Here is a 15,827-nt window from a genome sequence, read left to right on the forward strand (position 1 = left end):
ATCGAATTATGTTAGAAATTGGAGAAAGACCTTGGGGCAAATATTATGTTTTGGCAGACGAGCCAAATTATAAGCTAAAAAGAATTGAAGTAGATCCTGGACAAAAGCTTTCTTATCAATATCACCACAAAAGACAAGAGCAATGGACAATCATTGAAGGGGATGCAACAATTGTTTTAGATGATAAGGAAATTAAACTGGCGTATGGTGAAAGCATCTTTATCCCATTAGGAGCGAAACACAGAATGATGAATCTTTCTGAAAAGCCTGTTGTTTTTATCGAAGTTCAAACCGGAACTTATTTTGGTGAAGATGATATCGTGAGGATTGAGGATGAGTATGATAGAAATTAATTAAGTTAGAGAAATGATAAATACAAATAGCCTTGAAAATACAGATAAATTTTTTTGGCATCGTTATGATTCGATTTATACACAAGAACTTTCCAATTTAGAAAATGTTAAAAAAATTGTAGAGTTCGGAATTTTTAAAGGAGACTCTGTAAGATGGCTAAATCGCGAATATCCTGAAGCCAAAATTTTTGGCGCAGATATTTTACCTGTACAAAGTGAATGGACTATTAATGATGCTATAAGCTATTATCAATTAGATCAGGATAAAGTTTCGGATATTCAAAATTTTCTGAATATTACAGGAAATGAAATTGATTTAATTATCGAGGATGGAAGCCACTTTCCAAAGCATCAGAAGAATTGTTTAGTGGAGGGGATGAATTATTTAAAATCTAATGGTATTTATATTTTAGAAGACATTCATACTTCGCATCCACAACATGACTACTATACAAAAGATGGTAAAAATTATATTTCACCCTTACATCTATTATTGTTTATAGAGCACCATAGAAGTATTGGGGTGGAAATTCATGAGGATAAAATAAAAGAATTGACAAAAAATTCGTTATTTAATTTTAATGAAATTATAAATTTAATAAATACTATAAAAGATATTAAAATTTATAGAAGATCTACATTACCCTTGAAATGTTATAATTGTAATTCATCTGACTATAATTATCATTTATTAAAGTGTAAATGCGGTGCTGATGTATATGCAGAAGCAGATTCTATGACTGCCGTACTTACAAAGAGATAAAATATAAAGAATTAAATTGGGCCGATAAAACATTTATCGGCCTTTTTATTTTAAAATAAACTTTTTAAGTAAAGTTTTATTTTTTTTGTAAACGAAATGTTGAGATATAGTTTTTTTTGTGGATATTTTGTTTTAAATTTTAATAAAAACTCATCAATATCTTTTGCATTGAAAAACTCTATATTCTCCCAAGAAGAGCCAGAAAGAGGGTGAAAGTTTTTATAATTTGTATAATTATTTTTATTTAATGTTTTCCAAATATGAAAAAAGCCTTCTACGTCAAAATCATTTACATGTCCCCAATTATTAACTTTTTGTAGAATCTCTGACTCTGTTCTTGCCCATGATTGATGAATGACATAATAATCTAGAAATAACGTTCTGTCATTTTGAGGCATTCTTGCTTTTGTATATTGTGGTGAGTTGGTAACCATGAAGCAGGTCTCATTGAAAGGCTGTACCACAAAAAAACCATTTTCGTTTTGCTTAAATAGTACAACCCAGTTTATAAGAAAGTTGAATGGTGTTTTTTCTGGTTTTCTAGTGAGGTATGCACATTTCCGTAAAAAATTTGATAGCTTTCGAAAATCGTATGGATATTCATCACTGTCAATTTGAAGATGCCACCCTCCTTTTCCCATGAATTTTCCCATTAAATTTCTTTGCCTTGTTTCTAATTCCATGGGAGTGTGTCCTCCAATATAGAATTCATCGGCGTAAAACCTAATTTTATTTTGTCTATCAATATTCTTTATTTCATCAAATACATATTCAGGAATAGAGATGTCGTTTCCGCTCCAAGTTTTATTGTTTTTATCATAACTTATAACAATGTCATCTGCTTCATCATATACCAATTCTAGAGATTTAAATATAAATTTATAATCGTATGAAAGTAAATAACCAATTTTTATTATTTTGCTCATAAATTTGTTATTTTTTCTATTTCTCGGATTTTTTTATGCAAATTTTCAAGTGAAAAAGGTTGTAGGCCGTCGGCAGATTTTAGCTGTTGCTGCTTCCAAAGATTTTCATTTGTATAAAGTTCAATTGTCTTTTCTGCAAAATCTGTTTCATTATCAGCAAGAACCATATTATCTCCTTTTTCTGAAAGCATTCCTTCTGCTCCGATCGCACTTGTAATTACTGGAAGATAAAATTCAAAAGCTTGTCCTATTTTTCCTTTTACTCCTGCTCCATATCTTAATGGTGCAACCATAATTCTATTTTCTAAAAAATGAGGAACAATATCAGGAACATAACCGTGAAATATAATATTTGGATGATTAATATCTTTTATTTTTTCATTTACATCACCAATAATATTTAATTTAACATCTGGGAGTTTTTTCCATATTAACGGTAGAATTTTATTTGCTAAAAAATAGATAGCATCAATATTAGGATGATGGGTAGAGCCAATAAAAAGTAAATCTTTTCTTTCAGCAAAATCTTTACTGTCCTGGATATTAATTTTTGGATAATGAATGTTAGATATGACAAGTTGTTTTTTACCCATAGCAAAAGTATCCATATATTGTTTCTCTTCTTCAGAAATAGGAATAATCAAATCTGTTTCAAAAGAGGCTTCTTTTTCAAATTTATAAAATATGGAGTAGCTTTTTTTATAAAACGGATTTTTTGGGTCTGAATCTAATGCTCTTTTGAATCTAAGGTGATGTATATCAACCATATCATAGACAGTAAATACTTTAGAGAAGTACTGCTGGATTTTTTTATAATTTTTGATAAAAATATTGGCAGCATAAAACCATGCTATAGTTTTCTTTGCGTCAAATAATCTATAAAATTCTTTTAAATCTGTATAAGGTAAATATTCATAATAAACACATACGCCAAGTCTTTGAAAGTATTCATTATAAGAATTGTCTATTTTATTTCTTTTAGCAATAAAGACAACATTATACCCTTCTTTTTTATAAGCCTTAATAATTTCGGTAAGCCTTAACTCTCCTGAGTTTTTATCATACTCAGGAACTCTATTGTTATAGAAAAAAATATTTTTGTTTTGATTGAGTTCTAAAACTCTTTGTTGTACTGTTTTAGCCTGTATTGCATTAATTTGGTTATTCCATTTTGATTTAAAAAGAGCAAGATTTTTTTCAAAAAGCTTTTCTTTTTCTGTGGGTATATTATCTTTTTTTGCATTGTAAGAAGCACCGTTGAAATGAACTATTTTAGAAAAAGGAGTGTAATAAATATCCTTTTTTTGTTCATATTTAAATCGAAAACATAAATCTGTTTCTTCAAAATAGGCTGGTGCAAATTGTTCATCAAATAAATTTAGATCACCATTATCTGAATGCTTTTTAAAAAGTAGGCTGCATCCTGAACAGTAATCAACTTTGTAGATATAATTAATAATTGGATAATAAGGTTTTCGTTTATCTACAATTTGTGCAATATTACAATCCTTCATAAAAACACTACCAGCTTCTTGTAAACTGCCATCAGCATTCATTAGCATAGAGCCTACTGCTCCTACATTTTCAAAGTTATTGAACACATAAATAAGTTCATCTAAAAAGCCTTTATGCACAATGGTATCGTTATTTAATAAATAGATAAATTTACCACTAGAGTGTTCTATACCTTTATTACAGCTTTTTAAGAAACCTAAATTTGTAGGATTTTTGATGATTGTAATATTTTCAATCGTTGAAAAATCATAAGATTCAGAGCTATTGTCGTCTATTAATATGATTTCAAAATCAATTTCGGGAAGATTTTCAAAAATAGATTTTAAGCAATTCCAAGTATAATTTTCTTGATTATAAAAAGGGATGATTATTGAAATCAACGGAGATTCTGATTTAGGGAATTTCAAGGTTTCTCGTTCCAAAGTAGGAATTAGTGATATTTTAGAAAAGCTTTCATCTAGTTTTTTAATTCGATTAACTTTTCTTACAACATATTTAAGTTCTCGCCAAAGTCCCATTTTTAATCAATTTTTATATAGGGTTTATTATCAAATATATAATTTATCCAGTTGCTAAAAGAATATTTTTTGTAAATATCAGGATCAATATCAGTATATTCTAATTTTAAAAAATTATGAATTTCTTCAGAATTTTGATTTTTCCAAATAAGTATATTGTTTGGATGGTAAAAATCGTAATTTTCTATAGCTGGATTATTTGTTATCAATTTCTTTTTAAAGCAAATAGATTCAAATACTCGAAAAGATAAGCCATTATGAATATTGGTATTTTGAAACTCTAAAAGGTATTTTGATCTTTGAATTTCATTTATCATTTCTGAATACTTCACTGAGGATTCTAAGACTTTAATTTTTGATCGTTTAATCTTTTCAGGAATATTGCTTTTTTTATAAACAATTTGAATGTTTGTATTAATATTTTGTTGTTCAAAAAAAGATGTTATTGAAATTATTTCATCAATTCTATTTTCCAAATAGCTTCCCAAAAAGAAAATTTCTTCTCGCTCTTTCTCATCTATATTTTCAAAATTGTCAATATAAAAATTTGTAGTATAATGTAGATTATGATAATCACTTTGATAATTATCATAGTCTTCTTTTTCAAAAACAAAAAAACGATCGAATAATTTTATGTAATCTAAGATTTTGGGATAACGTTTAAAGCCATCCCATTGATATGCAGTAAAAACTTTTGTTTTCTGCTTTAAAAGTTCTAATGATTCTTGAGAAAAATAATCAGGTCGAATTACTAATGTATATTCAAAATCAAATTTTATATATTTTAATTTTTCTACAAGCTCTTCAGAATGTCTGTTTATTCTTAATTGAGATTTAAAATTTTTATTGTTGAGAAAAAACTTCTGAATGAAATTAGTTAATTTTTCATTAAAGTTTTTATATTGAAATTTCTTGTCAGATAGAACCAATAATTCAACTATGTAATCATTTGCTTCTAGATTTTTAACAATACTTTCATATAAACTAAAATGATATGGCATTAATAATGCTATCTTTTTTTCCATCCAGCAATTTTAAACAAAAATAATAAATATATATTTGTAAAAAAAATATGAAAAAGAAAGTATTAATCGACCTTGAACGTCTTAGATATCCAAATTCAGGTATTGCAAATGTATTTCGAAACCTTGCAAAAGGTTTAATTGAAACCAATTCTAAATTTGAAATCGCTTATTTTGGAAACAGAGAGCAGCTTGAAAAGATTTGTTCCATACCAAAGTGTATCTTTTGGAATAAGACACATAAATTTTTCGAAAGATTTAGTACGCAGTTCGATTTAATTCATGTTAGCCATCAGCTATCATCTTACTTTCATAGAAACTATAAAAATACTCTTAAAATTGTAACGCTTCATGATCTGAATTTTTTACATGAAAACCTTACTGAATCTAAAAAAAGAAAGATGTTGGGTAAAGTAAAAAACAATGTAAAAAATGCTGATTATATCGTTTGTATATCTGAATATGCAAAGCAGGATTTAATTAAAAATAAAGGGCTTTTCACGTTTAATAAGCTTAAAGATATTGTGGTGATTCACAATGGAATTCAGTTGCCGGAAGATAAGCAGTATGACTTGGGAAAATATTCCTTTTTAAAAGATAAAAAATATATCCTGAATATTGGTGTGCTTTTTAATAAGAAGAACCAGTTGACTTTAGTTGAAATGCTGCCTTATATTGATAAAGATTTGGTTTTGATTGCGTCTGATGAAAAGCAACCTTATGCCGATGAGGTAAGAAAAAGGATTAAAGAACTAAATTTAGAAAACAGAATTCATTTTTTAAAGAATGTTTCTGAGGAAGAAAAGTATGCTATTATTCAAAATTGTGAAACCATGTGTCATCCTTCCATTGCAGAAGGGTTTGGTATTCCACCAATAGAAGCTATGGCATTTGGCAAGCCTGTCTTTCTTTCAAAGTATACCAGTCTTCCCGAAATTGGAGGCAATAAAGCGTTTTATTTTGATAGTTTTGAACCGAAAGCTATGAGTAGCATTTTTCATGAAAAAATGACTCTTTACAACAGCAATAAGGAAGTGATGAGTGAGGATATAAAAAATTGGACAAAGCAATATAGCTATACTGCAATGTCCAACAATTATCTTAAGTTTTACGAAAAAATTCTGCAACAGAATTAATTCTTATATTCTAATACCGTTTTTTCAATAATTTTTACACAATCCAATAATTGCTCTTCAGTAATTACCAAAGGTGGTGCCAATCTGATAATATTTCCGTGAGTTGGTTTTGCCAATAGCCCATTTTCTTTTAATTGTAAACAGATATTCCATGCGGTAGAGCTGTCCGGAGTATCATTGATCAAGATAGCATTTAACAATCCTTTTCCTCTTACTTTGGTAATCAGACTTGTTTTTTCGATCAATTTTTCAATTTCGTTTCTGAATAATTGACCTAATTCTTCCGCTCTTTCAGAAAGTTTTTCTTCTTCAACAACATCTAAAGCTGCAACTGCCACTGCACAAGCAATCGGGTTACCTCCGAAAGTAGAGCCATGCTGTCCCGGCTTAATCACATTCATGATTTCATTGTTTGCTAAAACTGCTGAAACAGGATACATTCCACCAGAAAGAGCCTTTCCTAAAATTAAAATATCAGGCTGAACATCTTCGTGATGGCAGGCAATTAATTTTCCGGTTCTTGCAATACCTGTTTGAACTTCATCTGCAATGAAAAGAACATTGTGTTTTTTACATAGTTCAGAAGCGTTTTTAAGGAAGTTTTCATCCGGAACATATACTCCGGCTTCTCCTTGAATAGGTTCAACTAAAAATGCTGCAATATTACCTGCTTCATTTTTTAAAACTTCTTCTAAAGCATTGATATTGTTATATGGAATTTTGATAAATCCAGGAGTGAAAGGTCCGTAATTTTGATTGGCATCAGGATCATTCGAGAAAGAAACAATGGTTGTTGTTCTTCCATGGAAATTATTTTCACAAACGATAATTTTTGCTGCGTTTTCTGAAATTCCTTTTATTTCATAGCTCCATTTTCGGGCTAATTTTACTGCAGTTTCCACGGCTTCAGCACCGGAATTCATGGGTAAAACCTTATCAAATCCGAATAGAGTAGTGATCTTTTGTTCGTATTCTCCTAATTTCGAGTTGTAAAATGCTCTTGAAGTTAAAGCTAATTTTTTAGCCTGCTCCACTAAAGCATCTACAATTTTAGGATGAGAATGTCCTTGGTTTACAGCAGAATACGCTGAAAGAAAATCATAATATCTTTTGCCTTCTACATCCCAAACAAAAACGCCTTCTCCTTTGTCTAAAACAACAGGAAGAGGGTGATAGTTGTGAGCTCCATGTTTGTCTTCAAGGTCAATAAAATACTGTGAGTTTTTTGCTGTTTCTACTGTTGACATATATTTTGGTTTTTGACAAAGTTAAACATTATAAACGACATTTATCAACAGAAATCTTATCCTTTAAATAAGGTTTGTTTGATAGTTAATTGAATATTTATCAAGGGTAATTGGGTATCTTGTTTAATTTAATTATTGATTAAAGTGATAATATCTTTTCGAATCAACTTTGTCAAAGTTCTGAACTTTGACAAAGTTTTAAAAACAAAAAACTGCCTCAAAAAGAGACAGTTCCAAGTTTTTATTTTAAAATAATCTTAGTGATTATCGTATTTTCTATCCATAACAAAATCCTCCATGAATTTCGTGGTATAGTTTCCTGAAAGATAATCTTCATTATCCATCAGTTGTCTGTGGAAAGGAATGGTAGTTTTTACACCTTCAATATAGAATTCTTCCAAAGCTCTTCTCATTTTTGCAATCGCTTCTTCACGAGTTTGAGCCGTCGTGATCAGTTTAGCAATCATTGAGTCATAGTTAGAAGGGATCGTATATCCTGCATAAACGTGAGTGTCTACTCTTACTCCGTGCCCGCCAGGGATATTCAATCCTGTAATTTTTCCCGGAGATGGTCTGAAATCAGCATAAGGATCTTCCGCGTTGATTCTACATTCAATTGAATGCAATTTCGGATAATAATTAATTCCTGAAATTGGAGTTCCTGCAGCCAAAAGAATTTGCTCTCTGATCAAGTCATAATCAATAACCTGCTCAGTGATAGGGTGTTCTACCTGAATTCTCGTATTCATTTCCATGAAATAGAAATTTCTGTGCTTGTCAACAAGGAATTCAATCGTACCAACACCTTCATATCCAATGAATTCTGCTGCTTTTACAGCCGCTTCACCCATTTTTTCACGAAGTTCGTCAGTCATGAAAGGAGAAGGAGTTTCTTCCGTCAGTTTCTGATTTCTTCTCTGAACTGAACAGTCTCTTTCAGAAAGGTGACAAGCTTTACCAAATTGGTCTCCTGCAACCTGAATTTCGATGTGTCTAGGCTCTTCAATCAATTTTTCCATGTACATCCCTCCGTTTCCGAAGGCAGCCACAGCTTCCTGAATTGCAGATTCCCAGTGGTCTTTAAGGTCTTCAGCTTTCCAAACAGCTCTCATTCCTTTTCCACCACCACCGGCAGTTGCTTTAATCATTACAGGATATCCTGTTTCTTCAGCAACTTTTACAGCGTGTTCGTAAGATTCAATCAAACCGTCAGAACCAGGTACACAAGGTACTCCGGCAGCTTTCATCGTAGCTTTAGCATTTGCTTTATCTCCCATTTTCTCAATTTGCTCAGGAGAAGCACCGATGAATTTGATGCCGTTTTTCTCACAAATTCTTGAGAAGTTGGCATTTTCAGATAAGAATCCGTAACCTGGGTGAATCGCGTCTGCATTTGTAATTTCTGCAGCAGCAATAATGTTAGGGATTTTCAGGTATGAGTCTTTACTCATTGCAGGACCAATACAAACAGCCTCGTCAGCAAATCTTACATGAAGACTATCTTTGTCGGCAGTAGAGTATACCGCAACAGTTTTGATTCCCATTTCTTTACAAGTACGTAAGATACGCATTGCAATCTCGCCACGATTGGCAATTAATATTTTTTTGAACATCTTCTTCAATTTGAAAATTAGATAATTTGAAAATTAGATAATGCGGTGATGTGACGATGGGAATGGGATAAAATCAAAGCTGGTAAACTTCCAGCATCCAACTTCCCGCTTCCATCTTTTAACATCTAATGTCTAACATCTAACCTCTAAATTAAGATGGATCTACTAAGAATAAAGGTTGATCATATTCTACCGGAGTAGCATCATCCACTAAAATCTTAACGATTTTTCCGCTTACTTCAGAATCAATTTGGTTGAATAATTTCATTGCTTCAATTACACAAACTACTTTCCCTACAGAAACTTCGTCACCTACGTTTACGAATACATCTTTATCTGGAGATGGTTTTCTGTAGAAAGTTCCGATCATTGGAGATTTAATCGTGATATATTTGCTGTCGTCAGATGCAGCTTCAGCTTTTTCAGCAGGTGCAGCAGCAGGAGTTGCTACAGGTGCAGGAGCAGCCACTTGCTGAGGAGCAGTGTGGTAAACTGCAGGTTGAGCATAAGCAACTTCGCTTCCAGCTAATGGAGTTTTAATAGTGATTTCGAAATCTTTAGTTTTGTATTTCACCTCAGAAACCTCTGCTTTAGATACAAACTTGATAAGATTTTGTATGTCTTTAATGTCCATAAATTTGATATTTGATTTTTTTCAAAGATACCAAAAAAACGTAAAAAACAACAAAAAACCGCCAAATTTTATCAAAATTGGGCGGTTTTTGTATTAAAATGAGGCTTTTTCAGCGAAAAGCGACTCTTAGTTTTCTTCAGTAGTTGCTACTTCTTTTTCCAATACTACTTTACCTCTGTAGTAAAGTTTTCCTTCATGCCAGTGAGCTCTGTGGTATAGGTGAAGCTCTCCTGTTGCTGAATCTTTTGCCAATTGAGGAACTACAGCTTTATAGTGAGTTCTTCTCTTATCTCTTCTTGTAGACGACTGTCTTCTCTTTGGATGTGCCATTTTGTAATAACTTTTTTAATTGATGAGCGATGAGATTCATCATCCCATCATTAAACTATTTAATTTTTATTCTTTAAATTTTTTAAAGCGTCCCATCTTGGGTCACTTTCTTGTTCTTCCTCTTCTTCATGTTCTTTTGCACTGAATTGATCTAAAATTGCCAGATCTTCATCACTTATATTCGGTGAAATTTTTTTCATCGGAATAGAAAGTGCTACGTTTTCGTAAATAAGCTGAGAGATATTAAAGGCATGGTCGCTAGTTGGGATTGTGATCACATCTTCTTCGCTGTCATCATATTCTTCACCAAATTTCACCAAAACTTTAATCTCGTTTTCAATAGGATGGTCGAAATTGTCGTTTGTAATATCACAAACCAATTCCACTGTCCCGCTTACTTTGATCTCAAATTCTAAAAAAGTAGAGTGTTTGTCTAATAAAACATCCACTGCGATTCTAGGATTTGTAAATTCCTGTTCAGTGTCAAATAATTGAAAGAACTCTTTATCTATCTCAAACTTGAACTCGTGCTTGCCGGTTTTCAATCCGGAAAAGCTTACGTCGTAGTTTCTTAACTTGTCCATAAAATGAGTGTGCAAAAATATGCAATTTTTTTATAATAACAAATAAATTTTCCAACAAATTAATTTAAAATTTGTTTCAAAGGTTTAAGCCTCAGTTTCCTCAGGAAGATCCTCATCAATTCCGTTATCCATCGCCATTTTTCTTGGCTGTAGACGGTTTTGCATCAGTTCTTTATATTCCTCTCTATTCTTAAAAACTTTAATGGCTGTGAAGATCGATTCCATAAAACTCTGCGCATCTGCCACATTTTTCCCTGCAATATCATAAGCAACACCGTGATCCGGCGAAGTTCTGATAAATGGTAAACCTGCGGTATAATTCACTCCTTCTTCATACGCTAACGTCTTGAAAGGTGCTAAACCTTGATCGTGATACATCGCTAAAACGGCATCGAAGCTTTTGTATTTGTTCGGCTGAAAAAAGCTGTCTGCAGGAAACGGACCGAAAGTCAGGATTCCATTGTCTGAAAGCTCTCTGATCGCTGGTTCAATGATTTCTATTTCTTCAGTTCCGATTACGCCGCCGTCTCCTGAGTGAGGATTCAATCCTAAAACGGCAATTTTAGGTTTAGAAATATTAAAATCTTCGATCAGCGTCTGGTTAAGCATTCTGATCTGTTTTTTTATTTTTTCTTTTGAAATATTTTCAGCAACTTTTGAAATTGGAATATGGTGCGTAGAAACAGCAACCTTCAAATCTTCAGTTACCAGAAACATCAATCCTTTTTTGTTGAATTTTTCTTCAAAATATCCTGTGTGGCCAGTGTGTTTAAAGCCCATCTTTACCATTTCATCTTTATTGATAGGCGCTGTTACGATCACATCAATATCTCCTTTAATTAAAGCTTCGGTAGCCGCTTCCAGAGAATCGATCGCCATTTTGGTAGATTCTTCGGTAGGTTTTCCTAATTCTACATTCACATTGTCTTTCACAAGGTTTACCATATTCAGTTTTCCTGTCTGTGCCTGTGAAGGTTCGTTGATGTAATTGAAATTCAGATTTAATTTAAAAATATTTTTCTGATAGGTAAATAATTTTCCCGAACCAAAAATTACCGGAGTGAAAAAATCCGTGATGGTTTTGTCTGTCAGGCATTTCATAATGATCTCAGGGCCGATGCCGTTGAAATCGCCGATTGAAATTCCTACTCGTACTTTATGGTTTTTTGGGCTCATTTTGATTATCTTTGAAGATTATAATTTTACAAATTTAGCAAAAAATAATATGTTCACAGGAATTATTGAAGCAGTTGGGGTTATTGAGAAAATTGAAGAAAACGGAAGTAATATAGATTTTACCCTTACATGTCCTTTTACTAATGAATTAAAGATAGATCAAAGCCTTGCACATAACGGTTGTTGTTTAACGGTGGTGAAAATTGAAGGAGATCAATATGTAGTTACCGCTATTAACGAAACTCTTGAAAAAACGAATCTTGGAAAATGGGAAGTAGGTTCTGTAGTAAATCTTGAACGTTGCATGAAAATGGACGGCAGATTAGACGGGCACATCGTACAAGGTCACGTAGATAAAACCGGAGAAGTGGTAAGCATCGAAAATAAAGACGGAAGCTATTTCATTACCATTAAATATGAAGATAATGGAAGTTTTGTAACGGTTCCTCAAGGTTCTATTACGGTAAACGGAATCAGTTTAACAGTTGCAAAAAGTGAGGACACTCAGTTTTCCGTAGCAATTATTCCTTATACTTGGGAATTTACCAACATGAAACATTTAAAATCAGGAGATAAGGTAAATCTTGAATTTGATATAATTGGTAAGTATATTGCTAGGTTAATTAATAAACAGAATGTCAATTAATATTTACAAAGGATATAGCTTAAGAAACCGGGTTTTTTTCGGTTTCTTATTGGTATGTCTTCTAAGTGTTGCTGCTTCTTCGCTGGTGCCGTACTTTGTTCTGAGGAATAATTCTTTGGAGCAGAGCCGTATCGACATGCAGGATAAGACCAATGCCGTAATGGGCTATTTGGATTATGCTGTGAGTAGAACATTGGTGCAGACGGATGACCTTGCTAAGGTTTTAAGTAATAAAATTCTTGAAATTGCGGATATTAATCAACATGATATTGTTATTTATGATTTAAAAGGAAATTATTTAATCTCAAACAGAGATCCTAATCTGATTGAGCAGAAAACTATTCCGATTAGCATTGTTAATAAAATTCTGTCTACGGATGCGCGAGTAGATATTCGTGGCTACGATCAGGCTAAGGATGCGGTTTTCACTTCATCCTATATTTTACTGAGAAATAATGTGCTTGAACCTATCGGAATTGTGTATATTCCTCTATATCACAATGAATCTGCTTACCTTGAAGTACTTCATAAATATGTAAAATATATTCTTTTAGTCGATCTTTTTTTAATTCTTTTCAGTATTTGGTTGAGTTGGGTTACGTCTAATAATTTAGCGAAAACCATTACTAAATTTTCTGATATGATTACGCGTATTACTTTGTTTGAAAACGAAATGCGTCCTATCAGATATTATAAAAATGATGAATTAAATGCTTTGGCGAGAGCTTATAACCGAATGATTCTTCAGATTCAGGATCAAAAGGAAAGACTTCGTTTTAAAGCATCGGAAGAAGCTTGGAGAGAAATGGCAAAACAAGTGGCTCACGAGGTGAAAAACCCTTTGACACCAATGAAACTGACCATTCAGAATTTTGAAAGAAAATTTGATCCAGAAGATCCAAATATCAGAGAAAGAGTAAAACAAATGAGCAAAACAATGGTCGATCAGATTGATTTGATTGCTACCGTTGCTTCAGCTTTTTCAGAATTTGCGAAACTGCCTGAAAAAAATAATGAAGTCATTAATCTGAATACTGAAGTGGAAGATATTCTGCGTGTTTTCAATGATGACAGTATTTTCATGCATTCCAACAAAAATAATATTATGATCACGATGGATAGGATTTACCTTTCCAGAATCATTACCAATCTCGTAACGAATGCTAAACAGGCGGTGAGTGATGAGCGAAAATTGATCATTAATGTAGATGTAGAACAGCATCAGAGAAGGGTGATGATTTCTGTACAGGATAATGGAATCGGGATTCCTGAAAATATGTACGAACGAATTTTCGAACCTAATTTTACCTCAAAAAATAGCGGAATGGGACTTGGTTTATCGATGGTCAGAAAGATGATTGAAGATTATAAAGGTGAAATTACCGTGAAATCTGAGGTTGGCAAAGGCTCTACATTCACCATTACTTTACCTACGAATTTATAGTGAAACCTTTTCAATTTAAACAGTTTGAAATTCAACAGTCAAAAGACGTCTTCCGCGTGGGAACAGACGGTGTTTTGCTGGGCGCTTTGGCAAATGTGAGTGAAGCTTCGAATATTCTTGAAGTTGGAACAGGTACGGGCTTAATTTCATTGATGCTGGCTCAAAGAAATTCTCAGGCAGAGTTTTTAGGAATTGATATCAATGAAGAAGCGGTTAATTTTACAAAAACTAATTTTCAAAATTCGCCTTTTTCCTCACGGTTGAAAAATATTCATTATGATTTTAAATATTTCGAAACAGAGGAAAAATTTGATTTAATTGTTTCAAATCCACCATATTTTGAATCTTCAGATTCTGAAAAGGATAAGATTGCACGACAAACAGTTGAGTTGAATTTCAGGCAATTGATTTCACAATCTTCAACCTTGCTTACCGAAAACGGAATTTTTTCAGTTATAATTCCCATTGAAGCAGGAAGTGATTTTATTGAAATTGCTGCTGAAAATCAATTATTTTTAATAAAAAGAATCAATATTAAAGGCATTGAAAACTCAAAAGCAAAAAGATTGATTCTTGAATTTTCTAAAACGGAAAAAGAATTACAGGAGTCTGAGTTTGTGATAGAAAAAAGTCCGAGACAATACTCGGACCAATATCTTGAACTCACCAAAGAGTTTCATGTTTTTCGTAAATAAAATATATTTCTAAACCAAGGAGTTAAGAATATTAAGTTGTTACGATTTTAAAACTTAAAAATCTATTTGATTTTTTTTCTTAACAAAACTTAACTTCTTAAATGTTCTTAATGGTTAAATTATTTATTCAAATAATTCTGCTGTATCAAGTACAGAAACTTTCCCATCCTCACATCTGATTGCTTCGCCAGGGAAGTTTTGGATCATGTGATAATCATGTGTTGCCATTACCACAGCAGCTCCGTTTTCTAGGGCAACCTGCTTTAGCAACGTCATAATTTCGTTGGACGTTTCAGGGTCAAGATTTCCGGTAGGCTCATCCGCTAAAATAAGATCCGGATGATTTAATAAAGCTCTTGCAATCGCCACACGCTGCTGTTCTCCACCAGAAAGCTCGTGAGGCATTTTGTGCTTCTTGCTCTTCATATTTACGCTTCCTAAAACCTCGTTGATGCGGTCTTCCATTTTTGTTTTGTCATTCCAGCCTGTGGCTTCAAGTACGAATTTCAGATTCTTTTCAACCGTTCTGTCAGAAAGCAACTGGAAATCCTGGAAAACGATTCCTAATTTTCTTCTCAGGTTCGGAATATCAGAAGTCCTCAATTTAGCCAAATCAAAACCTACCACTGCTCCGTGTCCTGAAGCTAATGGAATATGCCCGTACAAAGTTTTTAACAATGAACTTTTTCCGGAACCTGTTTTTCCGATAAGATAGCAAAATCTTCCTTTTTTAATGTTCAAATTAACATCAGAAAGAACAGTGAAGTTTTTTTGTGCGATTTTCGCGTGTTGCAAACTTATAATATTATCTCCGGAGATATTGGTATGTGGCATAAATTCGATTTTATAAGGCTTTTTCTGGAATATTTTTTCAGATTTTAAAAATAGAAAAAAGAAACGTAAGAACCTTAGATTTTAGGAAATTTTAACAACAAAAAATGCTCGAAAAATTTCTTTTCAAGCATGATTTGTATATGATAATAGAGTTATTATCTCTTAGCGCGTGCAGCACTTACAGTTAAACTCTTTCTGCCTTTAGCTCTTCTCGCAGCCAAAACTCTTCTTCCATTTGGCGTAGACATTCTTTCTCTGAAACCGTGTTTGTTTCTTCTTTTTCTCTCTGATGGCTGGAATGTTCTTTTACTCATTACTATATGTTTAAATCGTAATTATTCTATTAATTTTCAGGTTGCAAAGATATGGAATTTTTTAGAAGTTGCAAATA

Annotated in this window: 17 protein-coding genes; 6 read left to right on the forward strand and 11 right to left on the reverse strand. The window is 32.4% G+C overall.

What is annotated here, in order from left to right:
- Positions 1–8: 8 nt before the first annotated feature.
- Both ABEG63_RS00385 and ABEG63_RS00390 read left to right on the forward strand, forming a co-directional pair.
- Positions 9–353 (forward strand): phosphomannose isomerase type II C-terminal cupin domain, encoded by a 345-nt coding sequence (locus ABEG63_RS00385; RefSeq protein ID WP_346582120.1) that lies wholly within the window; start codon positions 9–11, stop codon positions 351–353.
- 13 nt (positions 354–366) lie between these two features.
- Positions 367–1,116: a hypothetical protein gene (locus ABEG63_RS00390; protein WP_267402375.1), complete on the forward strand. Its 750-nt coding sequence runs from the start codon at positions 367–369 to the stop codon at positions 1,114–1,116.
- A 50-nt stretch (positions 1,117–1,166) separates the two neighbouring features.
- Here the strand turns inward: ABEG63_RS00390 and ABEG63_RS00395 are convergent, their stop codons facing one another.
- From ABEG63_RS00395 to ABEG63_RS00405, 3 genes are read right to left on the reverse strand one after another with little or no spacing between them, the layout of a single operon-like run.
- The gene (locus tag ABEG63_RS00395) at positions 1,167–2,042 is read right to left on the reverse strand and encodes a hypothetical protein (protein WP_346582121.1); all 876 of its coding nucleotides are present in this window, start codon (positions 2,040–2,042) and stop codon (positions 1,167–1,169) included.
- Positions 2,039–4,075: a glycosyltransferase gene (locus ABEG63_RS00400; RefSeq protein WP_346582122.1), complete on the reverse strand. Its 2,037-nt coding sequence runs from the start codon at positions 4,073–4,075 to the stop codon at positions 2,039–2,041. Before ABEG63_RS00400 ends, ABEG63_RS00395 begins: the two co-directional genes overlap by 4 nt.
- A 2-nt stretch (positions 4,076–4,077) precedes the next feature.
- On the reverse strand, positions 4,078–5,100 hold the full coding sequence (locus tag ABEG63_RS00405) for a hypothetical protein (RefSeq protein WP_346582124.1): 1,023 nt from the start codon (positions 5,098–5,100) through the stop codon (positions 4,078–4,080).
- A 47-nt stretch (positions 5,101–5,147) separates the two neighbouring features.
- On the opposite strand from ABEG63_RS00405, the gene ABEG63_RS00410 reads away from it, so the two are divergent.
- A complete protein-coding gene (locus ABEG63_RS00410; RefSeq protein WP_346582126.1) occupies positions 5,148–6,233 on the forward strand; it encodes a glycosyltransferase family 1 protein in 1,086 nt (361 codons plus the stop codon).
- Here the strand turns inward: ABEG63_RS00410 and rocD are convergent.
- The 6 genes from rocD to pdxA form a co-directional block, all read right to left on the reverse strand.
- Complete coding sequence (gene rocD, locus ABEG63_RS00415) at positions 6,230–7,480, reverse strand: ornithine--oxo-acid transaminase (RefSeq protein ID WP_346582128.1); 1,251 nt, start codon at positions 7,478–7,480, stop codon at positions 6,230–6,232. The two genes, ABEG63_RS00410 and rocD, sit on opposite strands and share 4 nt — an antisense overlap.
- Before the next feature lie 257 nt (positions 7,481–7,737).
- Complete coding sequence (gene accC / locus ABEG63_RS00420) at positions 7,738–9,093, reverse strand: acetyl-CoA carboxylase biotin carboxylase subunit (RefSeq protein WP_267402368.1); 1,356 nt, start codon at positions 9,091–9,093, stop codon at positions 7,738–7,740.
- A gap of 151 nt (positions 9,094–9,244) precedes the next feature.
- Complete coding sequence (accB, locus tag ABEG63_RS00425; protein WP_267402366.1) at positions 9,245–9,727, reverse strand: acetyl-CoA carboxylase biotin carboxyl carrier protein; 483 nt, start codon at positions 9,725–9,727, stop codon at positions 9,245–9,247.
- Positions 9,728–9,853: 126 nt separating this feature from the next.
- A complete protein-coding gene (rpmF, locus tag ABEG63_RS00430; RefSeq protein ID WP_267402364.1) occupies positions 9,854–10,057 on the reverse strand; it encodes a 50S ribosomal protein L32 in 204 nt (67 codons plus the stop codon).
- 59 nt (positions 10,058–10,116) lie between these two features.
- Complete coding sequence (locus ABEG63_RS00435) at positions 10,117–10,641, reverse strand: DUF177 domain-containing protein (RefSeq protein WP_346582131.1); 525 nt, start codon at positions 10,639–10,641, stop codon at positions 10,117–10,119.
- Between the two features lie 84 nt (positions 10,642–10,725).
- Complete coding sequence (gene pdxA / locus ABEG63_RS00440; RefSeq protein ID WP_346582133.1) at positions 10,726–11,817, reverse strand: 4-hydroxythreonine-4-phosphate dehydrogenase PdxA; 1,092 nt, start codon at positions 11,815–11,817, stop codon at positions 10,726–10,728.
- A 49-nt stretch (positions 11,818–11,866) separates the two neighbouring features.
- Between pdxA and ABEG63_RS00445 the strand changes: the two genes are divergently transcribed.
- The 3 genes from ABEG63_RS00445 to ABEG63_RS00455 are packed head-to-tail and all read left to right on the forward strand — an operon-like array spanning position 11,867 to position 14,602.
- Complete coding sequence (locus ABEG63_RS00445; RefSeq protein WP_267402358.1) at positions 11,867–12,463, forward strand: riboflavin synthase; 597 nt, start codon at positions 11,867–11,869, stop codon at positions 12,461–12,463.
- Complete coding sequence (locus tag ABEG63_RS00450) at positions 12,453–13,907, forward strand: HAMP domain-containing sensor histidine kinase (protein ID WP_346582134.1); 1,455 nt, start codon at positions 12,453–12,455, stop codon at positions 13,905–13,907. The genes ABEG63_RS00445 and ABEG63_RS00450 overlap by 11 nt, the downstream gene beginning before the upstream one ends.
- The gene (locus tag ABEG63_RS00455) at positions 13,907–14,602 is read left to right on the forward strand and encodes a methyltransferase (protein WP_346582135.1); all 696 of its coding nucleotides are present in this window, start codon (positions 13,907–13,909) and stop codon (positions 14,600–14,602) included. Before ABEG63_RS00450 ends, ABEG63_RS00455 begins: the two co-directional genes overlap by 1 nt.
- Positions 14,603–14,725: 123 nt before the next feature.
- Here the strand turns inward: ABEG63_RS00455 and ABEG63_RS00460 are convergent, their stop codons facing one another.
- Positions 14,726–15,436, reverse strand: a complete 711-nt coding sequence (locus tag ABEG63_RS00460) for an ATP-binding cassette domain-containing protein (RefSeq protein WP_267402352.1) — start codon at positions 15,434–15,436, stop codon at positions 14,726–14,728.
- Between the two features lie 155 nt (positions 15,437–15,591).
- Complete coding sequence (gene rpmH / locus ABEG63_RS00465) at positions 15,592–15,750, reverse strand: 50S ribosomal protein L34 (protein WP_039365072.1); 159 nt, start codon at positions 15,748–15,750, stop codon at positions 15,592–15,594.
- Positions 15,751–15,827 lie beyond the last annotated feature (77 nt).

It is taken from the genome of Chryseobacterium sp. C39-AII1, from assembly GCF_039672645.1.
Taxonomy (GTDB): domain Bacteria; phylum Bacteroidota; class Bacteroidia; order Flavobacteriales; family Weeksellaceae; genus Chryseobacterium.

Coding starts and splice junctions, on each gene's coding strand:
- ABEG63_RS00400 (WP_346582122.1), bottom strand. CDS start 4,075: ATGGGACTTTGGCGAGAACTTAAATATGTTGTAAGAAAAGTTAATCGA.
- ABEG63_RS00435 (WP_346582131.1), bottom strand. CDS start 10,641: ATGGACAAGTTAAGAAACTACGACGTAAGCTTTTCCGGATTGAAAACC.
- ABEG63_RS00445 (WP_267402358.1), top strand. CDS start 11,867: ATGTTCACAGGAATTATTGAAGCAGTTGGGGTTATTGAGAAAATTGAA.
- accB (WP_267402366.1), bottom strand. CDS start 9,727: ATGGACATTAAAGACATACAAAATCTTATCAAGTTTGTATCTAAAGCA.
- ABEG63_RS00450 (WP_346582134.1), top strand. CDS start 12,453: ATGTCAATTAATATTTACAAAGGATATAGCTTAAGAAACCGGGTTTTT.
- rocD (WP_346582128.1), bottom strand. CDS start 7,480: ATGTCAACAGTAGAAACAGCAAAAAACTCACAGTATTTTATTGACCTT.
- rpmF (WP_267402364.1), bottom strand. CDS start 10,057: ATGGCACATCCAAAGAGAAGACAGTCGTCTACAAGAAGAGATAAGAGA.
- pdxA (WP_346582133.1), bottom strand. CDS start 11,817: ATGAGCCCAAAAAACCATAAAGTACGAGTAGGAATTTCAATCGGCGAT.
- ABEG63_RS00385 (WP_346582120.1), top strand. CDS start 9: ATGTTAGAAATTGGAGAAAGACCTTGGGGCAAATATTATGTTTTGGCA.
- ABEG63_RS00405 (WP_346582124.1), bottom strand. CDS start 5,100: ATGGAAAAAAAGATAGCATTATTAATGCCATATCATTTTAGTTTATAT.
- rpmH (WP_039365072.1), bottom strand. CDS start 15,750: ATGAGTAAAAGAACATTCCAGCCATCAGAGAGAAAAAGAAGAAACAAA.
- ABEG63_RS00460 (WP_267402352.1), bottom strand. CDS start 15,436: ATGCCACATACCAATATCTCCGGAGATAATATTATAAGTTTGCAACAC.
- ABEG63_RS00395 (WP_346582121.1), bottom strand. CDS start 2,042: ATGAGCAAAATAATAAAAATTGGTTATTTACTTTCATACGATTATAAA.
- ABEG63_RS00390 (WP_267402375.1), top strand. CDS start 367: ATGATAAATACAAATAGCCTTGAAAATACAGATAAATTTTTTTGGCAT.
- accC (WP_267402368.1), bottom strand. CDS start 9,093: ATGTTCAAAAAAATATTAATTGCCAATCGTGGCGAGATTGCAATGCGT.
- ABEG63_RS00410 (WP_346582126.1), top strand. CDS start 5,148: ATGAAAAAGAAAGTATTAATCGACCTTGAACGTCTTAGATATCCAAAT.